Source organism: Sphingomonas sp. Leaf32 (genome assembly GCF_001421765.1).
Taxonomy (GTDB): domain Bacteria; phylum Pseudomonadota; class Alphaproteobacteria; order Sphingomonadales; family Sphingomonadaceae; genus Sphingomonas.
Window position 1 is genome coordinate 1 of record NZ_LMLA01000014.1, and the last position, 14,916, is coordinate 14,916.

The following is a 14,916-nucleotide window of genomic DNA, read 5'->3' on the forward strand; positions in this document are numbered from 1 at the left end:
TCGCTACCCCTCTTTTGGAAGGGCGCCCGCTTCGCCTTTTCAGTGTCCCCGTAGAAGCGAGCAACTCGCCCCGTCCGGTGAACAGCCCTCTACGGGGGGTCTTCCGAACCGTCAACGGCTTTTTGCAATTTTGTTTCGAGAAAGTTGCAGATCGGCGGAAATCCTTGGGTTTACACCCCCTCAATCCATGGGGTTACAAGGTGGCCTGATGGAAACCCCTGCCGAATCAGCCCGCGCCGCCGCCGAACCGCTCGGAAAGCAGGTGCGGCGCGCCGTCATCTGGCGGTCGGGGAGCCAGATCGTCGGGCAGATCGTGTCGTGGGCATCGACCTTTCTGGTCATCCGACTGCTGACGCCGGGCGACTATGGCATGGTCGCGATGACGGGCGTCGTGCTGTTGCTGCTCAACATGCTGAACGGCCATGGCCTGGCCAATGCGCTGATCCAGCATGGCGAGGTGTCCGTCCGCGAACAGCGGCAGGTCTTTGGTATGCTGCTCGTCCTCAACGTCATGTTGGGGGGCTTGCAGTTCGCGCTCGCGCCACTGGCCGCCGCCTATTATCGCGAACCGTTCGTCGCCGACCTGTTGCGGGTACAGGCGTTGCTGTACCTCACCACGCCGTTCAGTTCCTTTGCCTATGCACTGTTGGCGCGTCGGATGGATTTCCATCGGCAGGCGCAGGTCAACCTGCTGTCGTCACTGGCCGGCGCACTGGCGGCGATCGGCGGGGCCTATGCGGGTCTCGACGTCTGGACGCTGGTGCTGGCGCCCGCGACGACGTTCGTCACGCGCGCGGTCGGGCTGATGATCGCGGCACGGGCGTGGATGTGGCCGAGCTTCGACTTTCGCGGTGCCGGACATCTTGCCCGCTATGGCGGGATCGTCGCGGGGGCGAGCCTGCTGAACTTTGCGCAAAGCCAGGCCGACATCCTCGTCGCCGGGCGGTTCTTCGATGCGCATGCGGTCGGCATCTACACCACCGCGCTGTTCCTGACGCAGATCTTCACCAACAAGGTCGTGCCGCCGATCAACGAGGTCGCCTTTTCGGCCTATGCCCGGATGCGCGACGATCCGGCGGCCATCGCCCAGGGGTTCGTGCGGTCGGTACGGGTGCTGATGCTGATCGCGGTGCCGTTCTTCATCGGCCTGGCGGTAACGGCGCAGCCGGCGGTGGCCATCGCCCTCGGGCCGAAATGGTCGGATGCCGCGCCCCTGGTCGCGCTGCTCGGTCTCGCTATGCCGTTCATGACCTTGCAGGCGCTCTTTCCCCCCGCCGTCGACGCGCTGGGCAAGCCCGGCACCACGGCAGGCACGACCGCAATCGGCGCGATCATCCTGCCGATCGCCTTCCTGATCGGCGCGCGGTTCGGGATCGAGGGCGTGGCGGGTGCGTGGATCGTCGCGCATCCGCTGTTGCTGGCGATCGTCGCGGCACGGGCGTTGCCGGTGATCGGACTGTCGGCGGGCAGCTTCGCGCGCGCCGTCGCGCCGGCGTTCGGGGCGGGCGCGGCGATGGCGGCGGCGGTCACGCTCGCCGCCCATGCCGCAGGGCCGCTGTCGCCGGTGCCGATGCTGGCGCTGTCGGTCGCGGTCGGCGGCGCGGTCTATGCCGGTAGCCTGTGGATCTTCGCCCGCAGCACCGTCCTCGACGCCTGGGCGATGCTGCGGCGCGCCTAGATCGCCTTCCGATCAGATCGGAAGGCGATCTAACCCAGCCGGTCGATCGCCGTGCGGGTCGCCGCCAGATAGGCATCGCCGTGGAAGCGATAGGTACCGATGAAGTGGACGAACGCCGGGTCGGTCGCAAAGCGTGCCCGGCCGAACAGTGCCGCATTCCAGAAGTTCAGATAGCGATCATAGGGCAGCAGCAGCGGGTCGTGGCCGTTGGCGACCACGAAGTTCGACGTCACCTGCTCGCTGCCCCAGCGCGACCAGCTTTCGCGACCGATCGCGTCGTCCATCGCCAGCGACAGCGCTTCGGCCAGCGCCCGCCCATGGCCCCCCGGCGCGAAACCGGCAAAGCCCGCACAGCCCCGGACATAGCGCAGCGATTCATATCCCGACAGCGCGACCGATCCGATCGCCGCCTCCGCCGCGTCCTGCACATGCAGCCCGGCCCCGCGCGGATCGACCCCGGCCGCATCGCGGGCAAGGTCAGCTACGGCACGGAGTTCGGCGCTTGCCTCCCCGCGCAGCGTGAAATCGCGTCCGGCATCGATCGCCTCACGGACCTCCGCCACATCGCCCAGCGTCACCGTGTCCGAGTCGGCCTGGATCACATAGGAATCGGCGCGCAGGTCGAGAATGGTCAGCAACCGCTCCCACGTCCCCCCGCGCGGGCATGGCCCGGTATCGACATCGTCGATCAGGATGATGCGCGGGTCGTTCAGGTGATGCGCCAGCACCGCCTTGTCGCCGGCGGTCAATGTCCCGTCGTCGAGGATCACCGCCCGCCCCCGGCCCAACTGGTGCCGCAGCGACTTCACCGTGACCAGATAGGGCAGCAACACCGCCGACCCGATCATCGAGAACAGGATGACGCCGTCGTCGCTGCGCGGGATCGGCGGGGTCTGCAGCACCCGCCGCGCCAGCCGGCGGTGCAGCCGTTGCTTGACGTGCCAGTTGAGATGCTCGGCGAGCGAGGGAGAAGCCATGATGCCGCTGTACTGCCGTCGCCTTAATTACCGGTCAACGCGGGGCCAGTCTGAAAACTCGCCGGAGGGCGAGCTTTGAGGCGGCACCGGCCCGCTCCCCCGCCCGGCCACCCATCGAAGATACCGTGTGGGTGGCCGGGCGGGGGAGCGGGCCGGTGCCGCAAACGTGCTTCGGCACGTTTACAACAGATTCTCACGCCTGCTGGATATAGGTCCGCATCGCGTTCGCCTCCGCCTCGATCCCGTCGATGCGGTGCTTGACCAGATCGCCGATCGACACGAACCCGACCAGCGCCTCGCCCTCGACGACCGGCAGGTGGCGGATGCGCCGCTGCGTCATCAGCGACAGCGCGCCCAGGATCGACGCGCCGGGCGGCACCGTGACCACCGGGCTGCTCATCCGTTCGCCGACCGCCATGTCCAGCACCGCCGCACCGACCTCGACCAGCGCGTGCACCACGTCGCGTTCCGAAAAGATGCCGGCGACCTTGCCCTCCACCAGCACCGGCACCGCGCCGATGCGGTGCCGCGTCAGCAGCGCCACCACCTCGCGCACCGGCATGTCGGCGCCCACCGACACCACATCGCGTCCGCCCGAAATCGCTGCGATCGTCATCGCTCTCTCCTTGTGCTCCGGCGCAGCGGTTCCCTCCCGCATCGCGTCCATGGCCTTGAGAATCTCACGCTTCGGGCGCATTGAAAAGCCATGGCGAACGATCTGGACGACCCCGACTATGCCGCGTTCGCCTGGGCGCGCTTTCGCTGGCTGCTCAAGATCATGGCCGGCGTATCGGTCGCGGCCGCGCTGGTGGCGCTCGGCGGCATCTGGTGGTGGATCGGGTCGATGAACTGGATCATCGCCGCTGCCACGCTGGGCGGGGTCGGCGGATCGGTGATGCTGGGCGGCGCATTGATGGCGCTGGTGTTTCTCAGCAACGGATCGGGCCATGACGCCGCGGTCGATGCGTTCAATGCCGATCGCGATCCGGGGCGCGATCCGCGAGGGTAGGTGGCGCTGGTCGGAAACCTCGGTCCGGCCCAGCACGACTACCCACCCCTCCGTCACCCCGGGCTTGACCCGGGGTCCCGCTTCTTCTGCGGTCGGTACAAAGCGGGACCCCGGATCAAGTCCGGGGTGACGATCAAGGAAGGCGTCCGCAAACCGCCAAAACGCAAAACCCGCCGGGCGCCCTGTCGGCCCCCGGCGGGTTTTGACGAACGAACCGGCCCCAGTACGGGCCGGACGCGCTTACTTGATCTTCGCTTCCTTGAACTCGACATGCTTGCGCACGACCGGGTCATACTTACGGAAGGTCAGCTTCTCGGTCTGGTTGCGCGGGTTCTTCTTGGTGACATAGAAGAAGCCGGTATCGGCCGAGCTGACGAGCTTGATCTTGACGGTGGTCGGCTTTGCCATGACCCAAAATTCCCTTGGGCATGACGCCCGCAAATGACAATGGAAAGCGACCCGCCACGACGCGGGCTGCTGCAAGTTGGGGGCGCATGGGGCAATACGGTGCATGAGTCAAGGCCGGACGCCTTCACCGGAACGTAACCTCTGGGGTGCAGGTTACGATTCAAATGGTTGGAGAGGCGGCGATGCGGATCGAGTCGGTGCATATCGATGCGGAGCGGGCGATGACGTTGGGCGGCCATGCCCATCCGTTCGCCGAGATCGAGGCGATTCGCGCCATCGCCACTGCCGAATCCAGCCTGCCCGCGCTGTCGGTCCTGGCGCTGGTCGATGCTGCCATCGCACGCGGCGAACGTGCCTCGCTCGGCGAATGGACCGCGCTCGCCCGCGATGCGGTACGCTGCGGGCGCAGCGACGTCGCGACCGCGCAGGCCTATGCCGCCGCCTGTTCGGTACGTCTCGCCGGCTGATCCTGCGAACGGATGGACCCGCTCGTTCCCGCGCTGGTCGCGGTCCTGCTGGCGGGGGTCGGCGATCGCCCGGCGTTGCTGACCGCGATCCTTGCCGATCGGCACGGATCGGCGGCCACGATCGGCGGCGTGGTCGCGCAGGCGATCGGGTTCGCGCTCGCCGCCGTGGCCGGGACGCTGGTCGCCCCGCACCTCTCGCCCAATGCGCGCGGCCTGTTGCTCGCCCTCGCGCTGTTGTCGGCCGGCGGGTCGGCGCTGTTCGCCGCGCGGATCAAGGACCGGCTCGACCATTGGCGGCTGCCCGGCTGGCTGACCGGCTTTCTCGGCCTCGGCATCCTCGCGCTGGGGGATCGCGGACAGTTCCTCGTCTTCGCACTGGTTGCGCGCACGCCCGATCCGGTGGCGGGCACCATCGGCGCGACGCTGGCAGCAATCGCCCTGTCCGCCGCCGCCGCGACGCTGGGCGAACGTGGCTGGCAGGCGCTGCCGTTTCGCGTGGTCCGGCCGGTGACGGCGGGACTGTTGCTGCTGAGCGGCGCCATCATTGGTCTGGGCGCATTGCGCCTGCTTTGATCCAGCGAATCGATCGTTCCGACCGGAATTTTCGCTTGGGGAAAACGGGAAAGATTCGGCACCGCGATCGTTGCTGAACCGAATCATATCCTGCCGGAGAAACCCTCGTGACCAACCCTGCGCTCGACACGCCGACCGACCTGCCCAACAATAAGGTCGCGAGCGTCGCCGACGGCCTGAACGCTGCCCTCGCCGACTGCTTCACTTTGTATCTGAAGACCAAGAACTTCCACTGGCACGTCTCCGGCCCGCATTTCCGCGACTATCACCTGATGCTCGACGATCAGGCCGCGCAGATCCTGGCGGTCACCGACGTGATCGCCGAACGCGTGCGCAAGACCGGCAACACCTCGTTGCGCTCGATCGGCGACATCGCGCGGCGCACTGCGATCAAGGACAATGACAAGGAGTTCGTGAAGCCCGACGACATGCTCGCCGAGCTGCGCGACGACAATCTGAAGCTGGTCGAGCGGCTGCGCGAAGCCCGCGAAGCCGCCGAGGCAGCCGGCGACACCGCGACCAGCAGCCTCGCCGACGACTGGATCGATCAGGCCGAGGAACGCGCCTGGTTCCTGTTCGAAACCGCGCGCAAGGGCTGATTCCCTGCCGCCGACCTACGAAAAGCCCGCCGGTGCCTTATCGCACCGGCGGGCTTTTCGCTGCGAGGGCGACGAATCCGGAACCGCGACCGCCCCCGCGCGCTCCTGTACGGACGGGGCAATCCTGCCCATACGAACGGGAACAACGACATGTTGAAATGGGCCGTGATGTTTCTCGTGCTGGGTCTGGTGCTCGGCGCATTGGGCTTTGGCGGTATCGGCGGCGCGTTCGTCGGCATCGCGAAAATCCTGTTCTTCGTCGCCATCGCGATCTTCGCGGTGCTGCTGGTGCTGGGACTGCTCGCCGGGCGTGGCGTGAAGCGCGCCATCGACTAGGCTCGCCAGCGATGCGCGCCTTTGCCGATCTGCTCGATCGCCTGATCTATACCCGGTCGCGCAATGCCAAGCTGGCGCTGATCGGCACCTATCTGCGCGACACGCCCGATCCCGATCGCGGCTGGGCGATCGCCGCGCTGACCGGCGATCTCGACCTGCCGGCGGTCAAGTCCGCCGCGATCCGCGCGCTCATCACCGAACGGACCGATCCGGTGCTATTCGCGATGAGCCGCGATTTCGTCGGCGATACGGCGGAAACCGTCGCCTTGCTGTGGCCCGAACCGCCGCCCGGTACGGTGACCGACGCCGATCCGCTGACCCTCGATACGGTGGTGACGCGCTTGGGCCACCTGTCGCGTTCCGATGCGCCGCGTGCGCTGGCCGATATGCTCGACCGTCTCGAATCGGACGAACGCTTCGCCCTGCTCAAGCTCGCGACCGGCGGCCTGCGCGTCGGCGTCTCCGCGCGCCTCGCCAAGACCGCGCTGGCACAGGCGTTCGGCCTCGACGTCGATGCGGTGGAGGAGGTGTGGCACGGCCTCGCCCCGCCCTATGCCGAGCTGTTCGACTGGGCGGAGGGGCGCGCCGAACAGCCGCACGCCGCCGACCTGCCGGTGTTCCGCCCGTTCATGCTGGCCCACCCCCTCGACGACGGCATCGTCGACCTTGCCGACTATGCCGCCGAATGGAAATGGGACGGCATCCGGGTCCAGCTGGTCCATGTCGGCGGCGAAACCCGGCTGTACAGCCGCGCGGGCGACGACATTACCGCCGCCTTTCCCGAAGTCGCCGCCGCCTTCCGCACGCCCGGCGTGCTCGACGGCGAATTACTGGTCCGCGGGGTTGGCCAGGGCGATGCGCTCCATGCCGACGATACCGGCGCGGCCAGCTTCAACGCGCTGCAACAGCGGCTGGGGCGGAAGATCGTGTCGAAGGCGATGCTGGCCGACTTTCCCGCCTTCGTCCGCCTCTACGACATCCTGTTCGACGGCAACGAAGACCTGCGCGAGCGCCCGTGGCACGAACGCCGCACCCGGTTGGAAGCGTTCGTGCCCACACTGGACCCGACGACCTTCGACCTGTCCCGCCTGATCGACGCCGCCGATTTTGCCGAGCTGGCCGACATCCGCAGCCGCGCGCGCGATTCGGCAATCGAGGGGGTCATGCTCAAACGCCGCGACTCTCCCTATGTCGCCGGGCGGCGGGTAGGGCTGTGGTATAAATGGAAACGCGATCCGCTCGTCGCCGATTGCGTGATGATGTACGCCCAGCGCGGCAGCGGCAAACGATCGTCCTTCTATTCCGACTACACCTTTGGCTGCTGGACCGCCGACCCGGCCGAGGGCGGCGAGTTGCTGCCGGTCGGCAAGGCTTATTCCGGCTTCACCGATGCCGAGCTGAAGGACCTCGACCGCTTCGTCCGCCAGCATACAACCAACCGCTTCGGCCCGGTACGTGAGGTCGAAAAGACACTGGTGTTCGAAGTCGCGTTCGATTCGATCCATGCGTCGAAACGCCACAAATCAGGCGTCGCCATGCGCTTCCCCCGCATCAGCCGCATCCGCACCGACAAGCCGGCGACGGAAGCGGACCAGATCGCCACGCTGCTGAAGCTGGTGAGCTGAGCTGAGCCGACCCGCCCACCCAAACGAACCGTACCCCCGCGCAGGCGGGGGTCCAGAGCCAAGCAAAACCGTCGACCGTTCGCACCCTGAATCCCCGCCTGCGCGGGGATACGCTTAGTTCTGCGGCACCGGCTCCAACGCGATCTCGAACAGCGTCGGCCACCATTTGCCGGTAACGAACAACCGCTTGCCCGCCGCATCCCACGCAATGCCGTTCAGCACCGCCTCCGGATCGAGCGGCCCCAGTTCGGCGCGCAAGGGGGCCAGGTCGACCAGCGCATCGACCTCCCCGGTCGCCGGGTCGATCCGCACGATATAATCGCGGTGCCAGATATTGCCCCACAGCTTGCCGTCGATCATCTCCAGCTCGTTGAGGTTATGCACCGGCCGGCCATTGGCGGTGATCGTCACCCGCCGCGTTTCCTTGAACGTCTTCGGATCCATGAAGCGCAGCGTCGGCGTCCCGTCCGACAGGATCAGCGAACGGCCGTCGCTCGCCAGCCCCCAGCCCTCGCCCGGATAGCGCGCGCGACCGACCGCCTTCAGCGTCTTCATATCCCAGCGATGCGCGATCCCATCCTGCCACGTGATGCTGACCATCTGCTTGCCATCGACCGCCAGCCCCTCGCCGAACTGCAATCCCGGCAGTTTCGTGCGCGCCAGCACCTTGCCATCGCTCAGCCGGACCCGGCGCACGTCGGAAACGCCCGGCTGGCCGGTGCTCTCGAACAGGCTGCCGTCCTGCCACACCAGCCCCTGGGTGAAGGCGGTGCGGTCATGCGGGTATCGCGCGACGATCCGCGCGCCGATCGCCTCGACCGGGACCGGTACGTGCGCGGCGGGCGGCGCGCCGGTCTGGGCGACGGCGGCGGTGGTGGCGAGCGCGAGGCTCCACGGCAGTGTCCAGCGGATCATGCGCATCTTCTTCCTCGCCCCATGCTTGCCGCCGGCTGAACCGCTCAGAACGGCACCGCCGGCCCGGCCGGTACGATACCGGTCGGATTGATGTCCTTGTGGCTGCGATAATAGTGCGCCTTGATCTGGTCGAGATCGATCGTGTCCGCAACGCCCGGCAGTGCCGCGATCCGTTCGGTCAGCGCGCGCAGCCGGGGGTAATCGACTAGCCGGCGGATATTGCACTTGAAATGCCCGTGATAGACCGGATCGAACCGCACCAGCGTCGTGAACAGGCGAATATCCGCCTCGGTCAGCCGGTCGCCGACCAGCCAGTCGCCGGTCAGCCGATCCTCCAGCCAGTCGAGCGAGTCGAACAACGCCGCCACCGCCTTGTCATACGCCGCCTGGGTCGTCGCGAAACCGGCGCGGTACACGCCGTTGTTGACGGTTTCATAGACCCGCGCGTTCACCGCATCGATGTCGTCGCGCAACGCGGCCGGGTAGAAATCGCCCGGCGTCGCGCCCAAATCGTCGAACGCGGTGTTGAGCATCCGCAGGATCTCCGACGATTCGTTGTTCACGATCCGCCGCTCCTGTTTGTCCCACAGCACCGGCACGGTGACCTTCCCCGTCATCCCCGGCTGGGCCATGCTATAGAGCTGATGCAGGTGATCGACGCCGTTCACCGGATCACCCGTCCCACCGAACGCGTCAGCGAAACTCCACCCCTGCACGCCCATGATCGGCCCGACGACCGTCACCGGCAGCATCGCCTCCAGTCCTTTCAGCGCGCGGACCACCAACGTGCGATGCGCCCACGGACAGGCAAGGCTGACATAGAGATGATAGCGATCCGCCGCCGCCGGAACGCCCGCCTGCCCATCCGGGCCGGGTGCGCCGTCGCGCGTCAGCCAGTCGCGAAACCCGCTTTCGGCCCGCTGGAAATTACCCGACGCGTCGGTCGGCGCGACCGGCGTATCATTGGTCCACATCCCGTCCTGCAGCATTCCCATCAGCGATTCCTTTTCAGTCGTCGCCGGTGAACGCGCTTATGCCGTGTCGGGGTTCCCGCCACCCTGCCGCGCCGCGCTTTCGCGCTTGAGCGGCCGCGCGACCGGGCAGACTTCCTGCACGAACCCGTTCAGCGTGTTGGTCAGATTGTCGGGCACCAGCCGGTAATAGACGAACTGCCCGCGCTTCTCGCTGCTGACCAGCCCGGCCGATTCGAGGATCGAGAGATGCTGCGAAATCGACGGCTTCGACATCGCGAACCGCGCCGCGATCTCCCCCGCGCTCAGTTCCGCATGGGCCAGATAGGCCAGGATCTTGCGCCGGGGCACCGACGCCAATGCTTCGAACACGCGCTGCATGGGACCACAGATAGGCGCACGCGGCCCGCTTGACAAATATGCTTCGTTATTTAGGTTATTTCCTAATTACCGAAGGGAGTCCGGCATGAACGATCGTTCGACGTTGCGGATGAAGGCGACCGACACCAGTTGCGCGGTTCAGGGGCGGGTCCGCTGGGCGCCGGGGCGATCGCTGTGGATCGGCGGCATGACGCTGGCCGCGCTCGCCGTCGCGCCCTTCCACGTCACGATCGGCAGCGTGCTGCTGTTCCTCGTCACCAGCGGCATCACGCTGTGCGCGGGTCATTCGGTCGGGCTGCACCGGTTGCTGATCCATCGCAGCTTCGTGGCGCCGCGCTGGCTCGAACGGCTGCTCGTCTATCTCGGCACGCTGGTCGGCATGGCCGGGCCGCTCGGCATGGTCCGGCTCCACGACATGCGCGACTGGGCACAGCGCCAGAGCGCCTGCCACCCGCTCCACGCCCATCGCGCACCGCCCTGGCGCGATGCGTGGTGGCAGATGCACTGCCGGCTCGACCTCGACCATCCGCCGCGCTTCGTGCCCGAACCGTATCTGCGCGACGACCGGTTCCTGCGCTGGCTGGAGGCGAGCTGGATGGCGCAGCAACTGCCCTGGGCGCTGCTGTTCTGGTCGATCGGCGGGTTGCCGTGGCTGGTCTGGGGCGTGCCCGTCCGGGTGGCGGTCGGCGTCATCGGCCACTGGCTGGTCGGCCACATCACCCATCGCACCGGACCCGCCGGCTGGGTCATCGACGGTGCCGCCGTACAAGGCCACGACCTGCCCGCTGCCGCGCTCCTCACCTTTGGCGAGGCATGGCACGGCAACCATCACGCCTTCCCCGAATCGGCGCGGCTGGGGATTCTGCCGGGACAGCATGATCCGGGCTGGTGGCTGCTGCTGGCGCTCCGACGGATCGGCTGGGTCAGCGCGCTGAACGAACCGGCGCATCTGCCGCCGAGGGCCGGGTTGCGGCGGGTGGGGGTGGGCGCGGTAGCCCAGGAGCGGATGGCATGAGCGAAACGCCGCCGCCTTCGGGATGCCTGCGCCTGGGGGCGTTGGTCGTTGCCACAGTGACAGGCGTAGTGGTCGTCGTCAGCCTGTGGGGTCTGCGTAGTGCTTTGATCGATGGCCCGGTCCAGCTTGTCCCTCTTTGGCTGTCGCTCCAGCAGTCGTTGTTCGTGATCGTGGTCGGAACATGTATCGCAATGCCGTTCTGCCTGCTGATCGGCCTGCCACTGTGGCATTTCGCCATCGTGTCGGGGCAGCAGCAACGCCGCGACGCGCTGCGCTTCGGGCTGATGACGGGTGCGCTGATCGGCGCGGTGATGGCCGTCATTGGCGACCCGTGGGTCAGCACCCCTGAGGAAGCATTCGACTTTCTTGGCTATTGCCTCGCCGGACTGTGCGCGGGATCGATCGCACACCGCGCTGCCTATCCGCCATGACTAGGCCGGCTCGGTACCGATGGCCTCAACCCGCCTCAGAAATCAAGTTTCCGGCGAACGTCGGGGTTAACTGTCCGCACACAAAAAGCGGTATGCTAGAGCCGATCGACATTCATCCATTTATCGTCACCCCGGACTTGTTCCGGGGTCCACGTTGTGGCGATCGGTGCGGCCAACGCTTCTCAAGACAGTGCGAGCCGCGAAGTGGACCCCGGAACACGTCACAGATGTGAATGTCGATCAATCCTAGGATCGATCGCCATTCAGCGCCGCCGACGAACGTTCGTCATTCCCGCGAAGGCGGGAATCCATAGCCGCTACCGATTCGATTCTGCCGGTGAGGTTGGCGCATATGGACTCCCGCCTGCGCGGAAGTGGCGACATGAGGCCAAGAGGGCGACCCAGTCCAACGACTGAATGTCGACCGGTACCGGGGCGACGCCGGCCGGCCGCTTCACCCCTCCCCGATCAACCGCAGCAGCGAGCAATCGGGATCGAGCAACGCCCCGATCCGCAACCCGTTCTGCGGGACCGGCGGCTGCAAACGCGGAAAGCCTTCGGCCTTCTCCGGCACACCTGCCGCCCGCGCCACCGCATAAAACGCATCGACATCGTTCAGCCGCAGGCAGCTGCCATAGCCGCTGGTCGTCGGGTCGAAGTCCGGCCAGGCGAAGAATTCGAGCTGCAGGTCACCGCGCGTCAGGATCATCCACCCCGCATCGCGCCAGCCCTCGACGAAGCCGAGCCTGGCATAAAAGGCGGACGTCACCGTGAAATCGCGCGACGGCAGGTTCGGCGTGGCCCGGTCCATATCATTCTCCCCAAACGAAAAGAGGCCGGCTATCCCATCGGACAGCCGGCCTCCAATTCATCGCCGAAGCGAGAACCTCACAGCTTGTTGAGGTTCACCGCTGCGTGCTTGCCGCGACGATCGACTTCCAGCTCGAATTCGAGCCGGTCGCCTTCGTTGAGCGTCGGCAGACCTGCGCGCTCGACGGCCGAGATGTGGACGAACGCGTCCGGCTGGCCATCGTCGCGCTGGATGAAGCCGAAGCCCTTCATCGCGTTGAAGAACTTCACGACGCCGCTCGCGCGTTCGCCGGTCAGCTGCCGCTGCGGGCCGCCACCGAAGCCGCCGCCTGCACCGGCACCGCCACGCGGACCGGCATCACGCGGTTCGCGCGGAGCGCCACCGCCGGTGACTTCCATCGGCTCGCCGTCGATCTTCAGGTCGGTCGCCGAAATGCGGCCGCCGCGATCGACAAGGGTGAAGCCCATCGGCTGCCCTTCGGCAAGCGCGCTCAGACCGGCCTGTTCGACGGCCGAGATGTGCACGAACACGTCTTCGCCGCCATCATCACGGACCACGAAACCGAAGCCCTTCTGCGCGTTGAAGAACTTGACCACGCCGGTCGCCTCGCCGACGACCTGCGGGGGCATCCCGCGGCCACCGCCGCCGCCGCCGCCACCGAAGCCGCCACGATCGCCGCCGCCGAAGCCGCCGCCACCGCCGCCACGGAAACCACCGCCGCCGCCGAAGCCGCCACCGCCGCCACGATCACCGTAGCTGCTGCCACCGCCGCCGAAGCCGCCGCCGCCAAATCCGCCGCCGCCGAAGCCGCCACGGTCGCCGCCGAAGCCGCCGCCGCCGCCGAAGCTGCTGCCACCACCTTCGTCACCAAAACCGTCGCGCTTGTCCCTGCCGCGCCCACCGCGCTCGCCGCGCCGTCCTCGATCGAAACTCATTGCCCTGTTCGTCTTCCCGGTTCGCCCAACTTCATCGTAAACCCAAGCGTCGAGCGAAAAACGCAGGTGTCCGGGCACCGCCAAACCGGGTGCCACTTCCCTGCCATAGCCTAAAACACCGCAGGCCCAAACCAATTTCGCCGCAACAATGCTTCCCGTCGTCCCGAACCTTGTACAATTGTGGCGAAAGCGGCACAGATTCGCCCCATGGATACCATTTTCGCACTGCTGGCCGACCCCGCCGCCTGGGCCGCCTTTCTCACGCTGGTCGTGCTCGAAGTCGTTCTCGGTATCGACAACCTCATCTTCATCTCGATTCTCTCGAACAAGCTGCCCGCGCATCAACAGCAACTGGCACGGCGAATCGGGATCGGCCTGGCGCTGGTCATGCGATTGCTGCTGCTGTCGATGATCGCGTTCATCGTTTCGCTGACCAACCCGGTGTTCGACCTGGGAATACAGGGATCGCCCGACGGCTATGGCCGTCCGACCTTCGAAACCGCCTTTTCGTGGCGCGACCTGATCCTGATCGCCGGCGGACTGTTCCTGGTGTGGAAGGCGACGAAGGAAATCCATCACACGATGGATGAAGAGGCGACCGACGATACGCCCGACAAGAAGGGCGGCGTCGCGCTGAGCTTCGGATCGGCCATCGCGCAGATCGTCGCGCTCGACATGGTGTTTTCGATCGATTCGATCCTGACGGCAGTCGGCATGACCGACGAGGTGCCGATCATGATGGCCGCCGTCATCGTGACGGTCGGCATCATGCTGGTCGCCGCCGATCCGCTGGCGCGCTTCATCAACGCCAATCCGACCGTGGTCATGCTGGCGCTCGGATTCCTGTTGATGATCGGTGCGGTGCTGATCGCCGACGGGTTCGGCGTGCATGTGCCCAAGGGCTATATCTACGCTGCCATGGCCTTTTCCGCCGGCGTGGAGACGCTCAACATCGCCTCGCGCCGGTCGAGGACGAAGAAACGCCTCGCTCGCGAAGCCATTGAGCGCGAGGCTTAAAGTGAGGCGGTACCGGCCCGCTCCCCCACCCGGCCACCCAATCAGGATACGCTGTGGATGGCCGGGTGGGGGAGCGGGCCGGTACCGCAAAATGCGCCTCGGCGCATTTTCAAACGCCGCTCCAACCGCTAGGCGCAATCCATGACCGTTTATTTCCACGAAGAAGACCTGCCCGCCGACGTCTTCGCAGCCGGCGCCGACATCGCCGTCGATACCGAGACGATGGGCCTCATCACCCCGCGCGACCGGCTGTGCGTCGTCCAGTTGTCGGACGGGGGCGAGGACCAGCATCTGGTGCGCTTCAACCCCGGCAGCGACTATGCCGCGCCGAACCTGAAGGCGGTGCTGGCCGACCCGACGCGGGTGAAGCTGTATCATTTCGGCCGGTTCGACCTGGCGGCGATCGAATATTATCTGGGCGTCGTCGCCGCCCCCGTCTTCTGCACCAAGATCGCCTCGCGGCTGGTGCGCACCTATACCGACCGCCACGGACTGAAGGAGCTGGTCCGCGAACTGCTGGGGCAGGACATCTCCAAGCAGCAGCAGTCGTCCGACTGGGGCGGCCCGGTCCTGTCGGACGCGCAGCGCGACTATGCCGCCTCCGACGTCCGCTTCCTCCACGCCCTGCGCGCGGAACTGGCGAAGCGGCTCGATCGCGAAGGGCGGACCGATCTGGCGCAGGCCTGTTTCGACTTCCTGCCGCACCGCGCGCGGCTGGACATCGCCGGCTGGCCGGAAACCGATATCTTCGCGCACATGTAAGGGACG

19 protein-coding genes are annotated in these 14,916 nt (G+C 66.8%); 11 read left to right on the forward strand and 8 right to left on the reverse strand.

Features of this window, described 5'->3' with window-relative positions:
- Positions 1-208: 208 nt before the first annotated feature.
- Positions 209-1,678, forward strand: coding sequence for a lipopolysaccharide biosynthesis protein (locus tag ASE83_RS17305; RefSeq protein WP_055784604.1), 1,470 nt, complete (start codon positions 209-211; stop codon positions 1,676-1,678).
- Positions 1,679-1,707: 29 nt separating this feature from the next.
- On the opposite strand, the gene ASE83_RS17310 is transcribed toward ASE83_RS17305, so the two are convergent.
- Together ASE83_RS17310 and ASE83_RS17315 are read right to left on the reverse strand one after the other, a co-directional pair.
- Positions 1,708-2,655, reverse strand: a complete 948-nt coding sequence (locus ASE83_RS17310; RefSeq protein ID WP_055784607.1) for a hypothetical protein — start codon at positions 2,653-2,655, stop codon at positions 1,708-1,710.
- Between the two features lie 193 nt (positions 2,656-2,848).
- A complete protein-coding gene (locus ASE83_RS17315; protein WP_055784934.1) occupies positions 2,849-3,271 on the reverse strand; it encodes a CBS domain-containing protein in 423 nt (140 codons plus the stop codon).
- A gap of 90 nt (positions 3,272-3,361) precedes the next feature.
- Here ASE83_RS17315 and ASE83_RS17320 point away from each other — a divergent pair, with 90 nt between their 5' ends.
- Entirely contained in the window at positions 3,362-3,664 is a 303-nt protein-coding gene (locus ASE83_RS17320; protein WP_055784610.1) for a hypothetical protein, read from the forward strand.
- Between the two features lie 240 nt (positions 3,665-3,904).
- On the opposite strand, the gene rpmG is transcribed toward ASE83_RS17320, so the two are convergent.
- Positions 3,905-4,072, reverse strand: coding sequence for a 50S ribosomal protein L33 (gene rpmG / locus ASE83_RS17325; protein ID WP_055757016.1), 168 nt, complete (start codon positions 4,070-4,072; stop codon positions 3,905-3,907).
- Positions 4,073-4,254: 182 nt separating this feature from the next.
- On the opposite strand from rpmG, the gene ASE83_RS17330 reads away from it, so the two are divergent.
- The 5 genes from ASE83_RS17330 (at position 4,255) to ASE83_RS17350 (ending at position 7,672) form a co-directional block, all read left to right on the forward strand.
- The gene (locus tag ASE83_RS17330) at positions 4,255-4,539 is read left to right on the forward strand and encodes a hypothetical protein (protein WP_055784613.1); all 285 of its coding nucleotides are present in this window, start codon (positions 4,255-4,257) and stop codon (positions 4,537-4,539) included.
- A gap of 12 nt (positions 4,540-4,551) precedes the next feature.
- On the forward strand, positions 4,552-5,112 hold the full coding sequence (locus tag ASE83_RS17335; RefSeq protein ID WP_055784616.1) for a TMEM165/GDT1 family protein: 561 nt from the start codon (positions 4,552-4,554) through the stop codon (positions 5,110-5,112).
- Positions 5,113-5,219: 107 nt separating this feature from the next.
- Entirely contained in the window at positions 5,220-5,711 is a 492-nt protein-coding gene (locus tag ASE83_RS17340) for a Dps family protein (protein WP_055784619.1), read from the forward strand.
- Positions 5,712-5,861: 150 nt separating this feature from the next.
- Positions 5,862-6,047 carry a DUF1328 family protein gene (locus tag ASE83_RS17345; protein ID WP_055784623.1) on the forward strand — a complete coding sequence of 62 codons (186 nt, stop codon included), beginning with the start codon at positions 5,862-5,864 and terminating at the stop codon, positions 6,045-6,047.
- An 11-nt stretch (positions 6,048-6,058) separates the two neighbouring features.
- Positions 6,059-7,672 (forward strand): cisplatin damage response ATP-dependent DNA ligase, encoded by a 1,614-nt coding sequence (locus ASE83_RS17350; protein ID WP_055784626.1) that lies wholly within the window; start codon positions 6,059-6,061, stop codon positions 7,670-7,672.
- Positions 7,673-7,786: 114 nt separating this feature from the next.
- On the opposite strand, the gene ASE83_RS17355 is transcribed toward ASE83_RS17350, so the two are convergent.
- Genes ASE83_RS17355 through ASE83_RS17365 form a run of 3 tightly spaced genes read right to left on the reverse strand, consistent with a single transcriptional unit; the run spans position 7,787 to position 9,939 of the window.
- Positions 7,787-8,587 (reverse strand): glutaminyl-peptide cyclotransferase, encoded by an 801-nt coding sequence (locus ASE83_RS17355; protein WP_055784937.1) that lies wholly within the window; start codon positions 8,585-8,587, stop codon positions 7,787-7,789.
- A gap of 44 nt (positions 8,588-8,631) precedes the next feature.
- On the reverse strand, positions 8,632-9,582 hold the full coding sequence (locus ASE83_RS17360) for a glutathione S-transferase family protein (RefSeq protein ID WP_055784629.1): 951 nt from the start codon (positions 9,580-9,582) through the stop codon (positions 8,632-8,634).
- A 36-nt stretch (positions 9,583-9,618) separates the two neighbouring features.
- Positions 9,619-9,939, reverse strand: a complete 321-nt coding sequence (locus ASE83_RS17365; RefSeq protein WP_055784632.1) for a metalloregulator ArsR/SmtB family transcription factor — start codon at positions 9,937-9,939, stop codon at positions 9,619-9,621.
- A gap of 85 nt (positions 9,940-10,024) precedes the next feature.
- Here ASE83_RS17365 and ASE83_RS17370 point away from each other — a divergent pair, with 85 nt between their 5' ends.
- Together ASE83_RS17370 and ASE83_RS17375 are read left to right on the forward strand one after the other, a co-directional pair.
- Positions 10,025-10,954, forward strand: coding sequence for an acyl-CoA desaturase (locus ASE83_RS17370; protein ID WP_055784636.1), 930 nt, complete (start codon positions 10,025-10,027; stop codon positions 10,952-10,954).
- Complete coding sequence (locus ASE83_RS17375; protein WP_156353283.1) at positions 10,951-11,385, forward strand: hypothetical protein; 435 nt, start codon at positions 10,951-10,953, stop codon at positions 11,383-11,385. The genes ASE83_RS17370 and ASE83_RS17375 overlap by 4 nt, the downstream gene beginning before the upstream one ends.
- Positions 11,386-11,839: 454 nt before the next feature.
- Here ASE83_RS17375 and ASE83_RS17380 read toward each other — a convergent pair whose 3' ends face one another.
- The gene (locus ASE83_RS17380) at positions 11,840-12,196 is read right to left on the reverse strand and encodes a bleomycin resistance protein (RefSeq protein ID WP_055784642.1); all 357 of its coding nucleotides are present in this window, start codon (positions 12,194-12,196) and stop codon (positions 11,840-11,842) included.
- Positions 12,197-12,273: 77 nt separating this feature from the next.
- Complete coding sequence (locus tag ASE83_RS19080) at positions 12,274-13,131, reverse strand: cold-shock protein (RefSeq protein WP_055784645.1); 858 nt, start codon at positions 13,129-13,131, stop codon at positions 12,274-12,276.
- Positions 13,132-13,338: 207 nt separating this feature from the next.
- Here ASE83_RS19080 and ASE83_RS17390 point away from each other — a divergent pair, with 207 nt between their 5' ends.
- Positions 13,339-14,148: a TerC family protein gene (locus ASE83_RS17390; protein WP_055784647.1), complete on the forward strand. Its 810-nt coding sequence runs from the start codon at positions 13,339-13,341 to the stop codon at positions 14,146-14,148.
- Positions 14,149-14,289: 141 nt separating this feature from the next.
- The gene (locus ASE83_RS17395; protein WP_055784649.1) at positions 14,290-14,910 is read left to right on the forward strand and encodes a ribonuclease D; all 621 of its coding nucleotides are present in this window, start codon (positions 14,290-14,292) and stop codon (positions 14,908-14,910) included.
- The last annotated feature ends 6 nt before the right edge of the window (positions 14,911-14,916 follow it).

Bases quoted from the DNA above. Each gene is read 5' to 3' on its own strand.
- ASE83_RS17305 (WP_055784604.1), top strand. From the start codon at position 209: ATGGAAACCCCTGCCGAATCAGCCCGCGCCGCCGCCGAACCGCTCGGA.
- ASE83_RS17310 (WP_055784607.1), bottom strand. From the start codon at position 2,655: ATGGCTTCTCCCTCGCTCGCCGAGCATCTCAACTGGCACGTCAAGCAA.
- ASE83_RS17315 (WP_055784934.1), bottom strand. From the start codon at position 3,271: ATGACGATCGCAGCGATTTCGGGCGGACGCGATGTGGTGTCGGTGGGC.
- ASE83_RS17320 (WP_055784610.1), top strand. From the start codon at position 3,362: ATGGCGAACGATCTGGACGACCCCGACTATGCCGCGTTCGCCTGGGCG.
- rpmG (WP_055757016.1), bottom strand. From the start codon at position 4,072: ATGGCAAAGCCGACCACCGTCAAGATCAAGCTCGTCAGCTCGGCCGAT.
- ASE83_RS17330 (WP_055784613.1), top strand. From the start codon at position 4,255: ATGCGGATCGAGTCGGTGCATATCGATGCGGAGCGGGCGATGACGTTG.
- ASE83_RS17335 (WP_055784616.1), top strand. From the start codon at position 4,552: ATGGACCCGCTCGTTCCCGCGCTGGTCGCGGTCCTGCTGGCGGGGGTC.
- ASE83_RS17345 (WP_055784623.1), top strand. From the start codon at position 5,862: ATGTTGAAATGGGCCGTGATGTTTCTCGTGCTGGGTCTGGTGCTCGGC.
- ASE83_RS17350 (WP_055784626.1), top strand. From the start codon at position 6,059: ATGCGCGCCTTTGCCGATCTGCTCGATCGCCTGATCTATACCCGGTCG.
- ASE83_RS17355 (WP_055784937.1), bottom strand. From the start codon at position 8,587: ATGATCCGCTGGACACTGCCGTGGAGCCTCGCGCTCGCCACCACCGCC.
- ASE83_RS17360 (WP_055784629.1), bottom strand. From the start codon at position 9,582: ATGGGAATGCTGCAGGACGGGATGTGGACCAATGATACGCCGGTCGCG.
- ASE83_RS17365 (WP_055784632.1), bottom strand. From the start codon at position 9,939: ATGCAGCGCGTGTTCGAAGCATTGGCGTCGGTGCCCCGGCGCAAGATC.
- ASE83_RS17370 (WP_055784636.1), top strand. From the start codon at position 10,025: ATGAACGATCGTTCGACGTTGCGGATGAAGGCGACCGACACCAGTTGC.
- ASE83_RS17375 (WP_156353283.1), top strand. From the start codon at position 10,951: ATGAGCGAAACGCCGCCGCCTTCGGGATGCCTGCGCCTGGGGGCGTTG.
- ASE83_RS17380 (WP_055784642.1), bottom strand. From the start codon at position 12,196: ATGGACCGGGCCACGCCGAACCTGCCGTCGCGCGATTTCACGGTGACG.
- ASE83_RS19080 (WP_055784645.1), bottom strand. From the start codon at position 13,131: ATGAGTTTCGATCGAGGACGGCGCGGCGAGCGCGGTGGGCGCGGCAGG.
- ASE83_RS17390 (WP_055784647.1), top strand. From the start codon at position 13,339: ATGGATACCATTTTCGCACTGCTGGCCGACCCCGCCGCCTGGGCCGCC.
- ASE83_RS17395 (WP_055784649.1), top strand. From the start codon at position 14,290: ATGACCGTTTATTTCCACGAAGAAGACCTGCCCGCCGACGTCTTCGCA.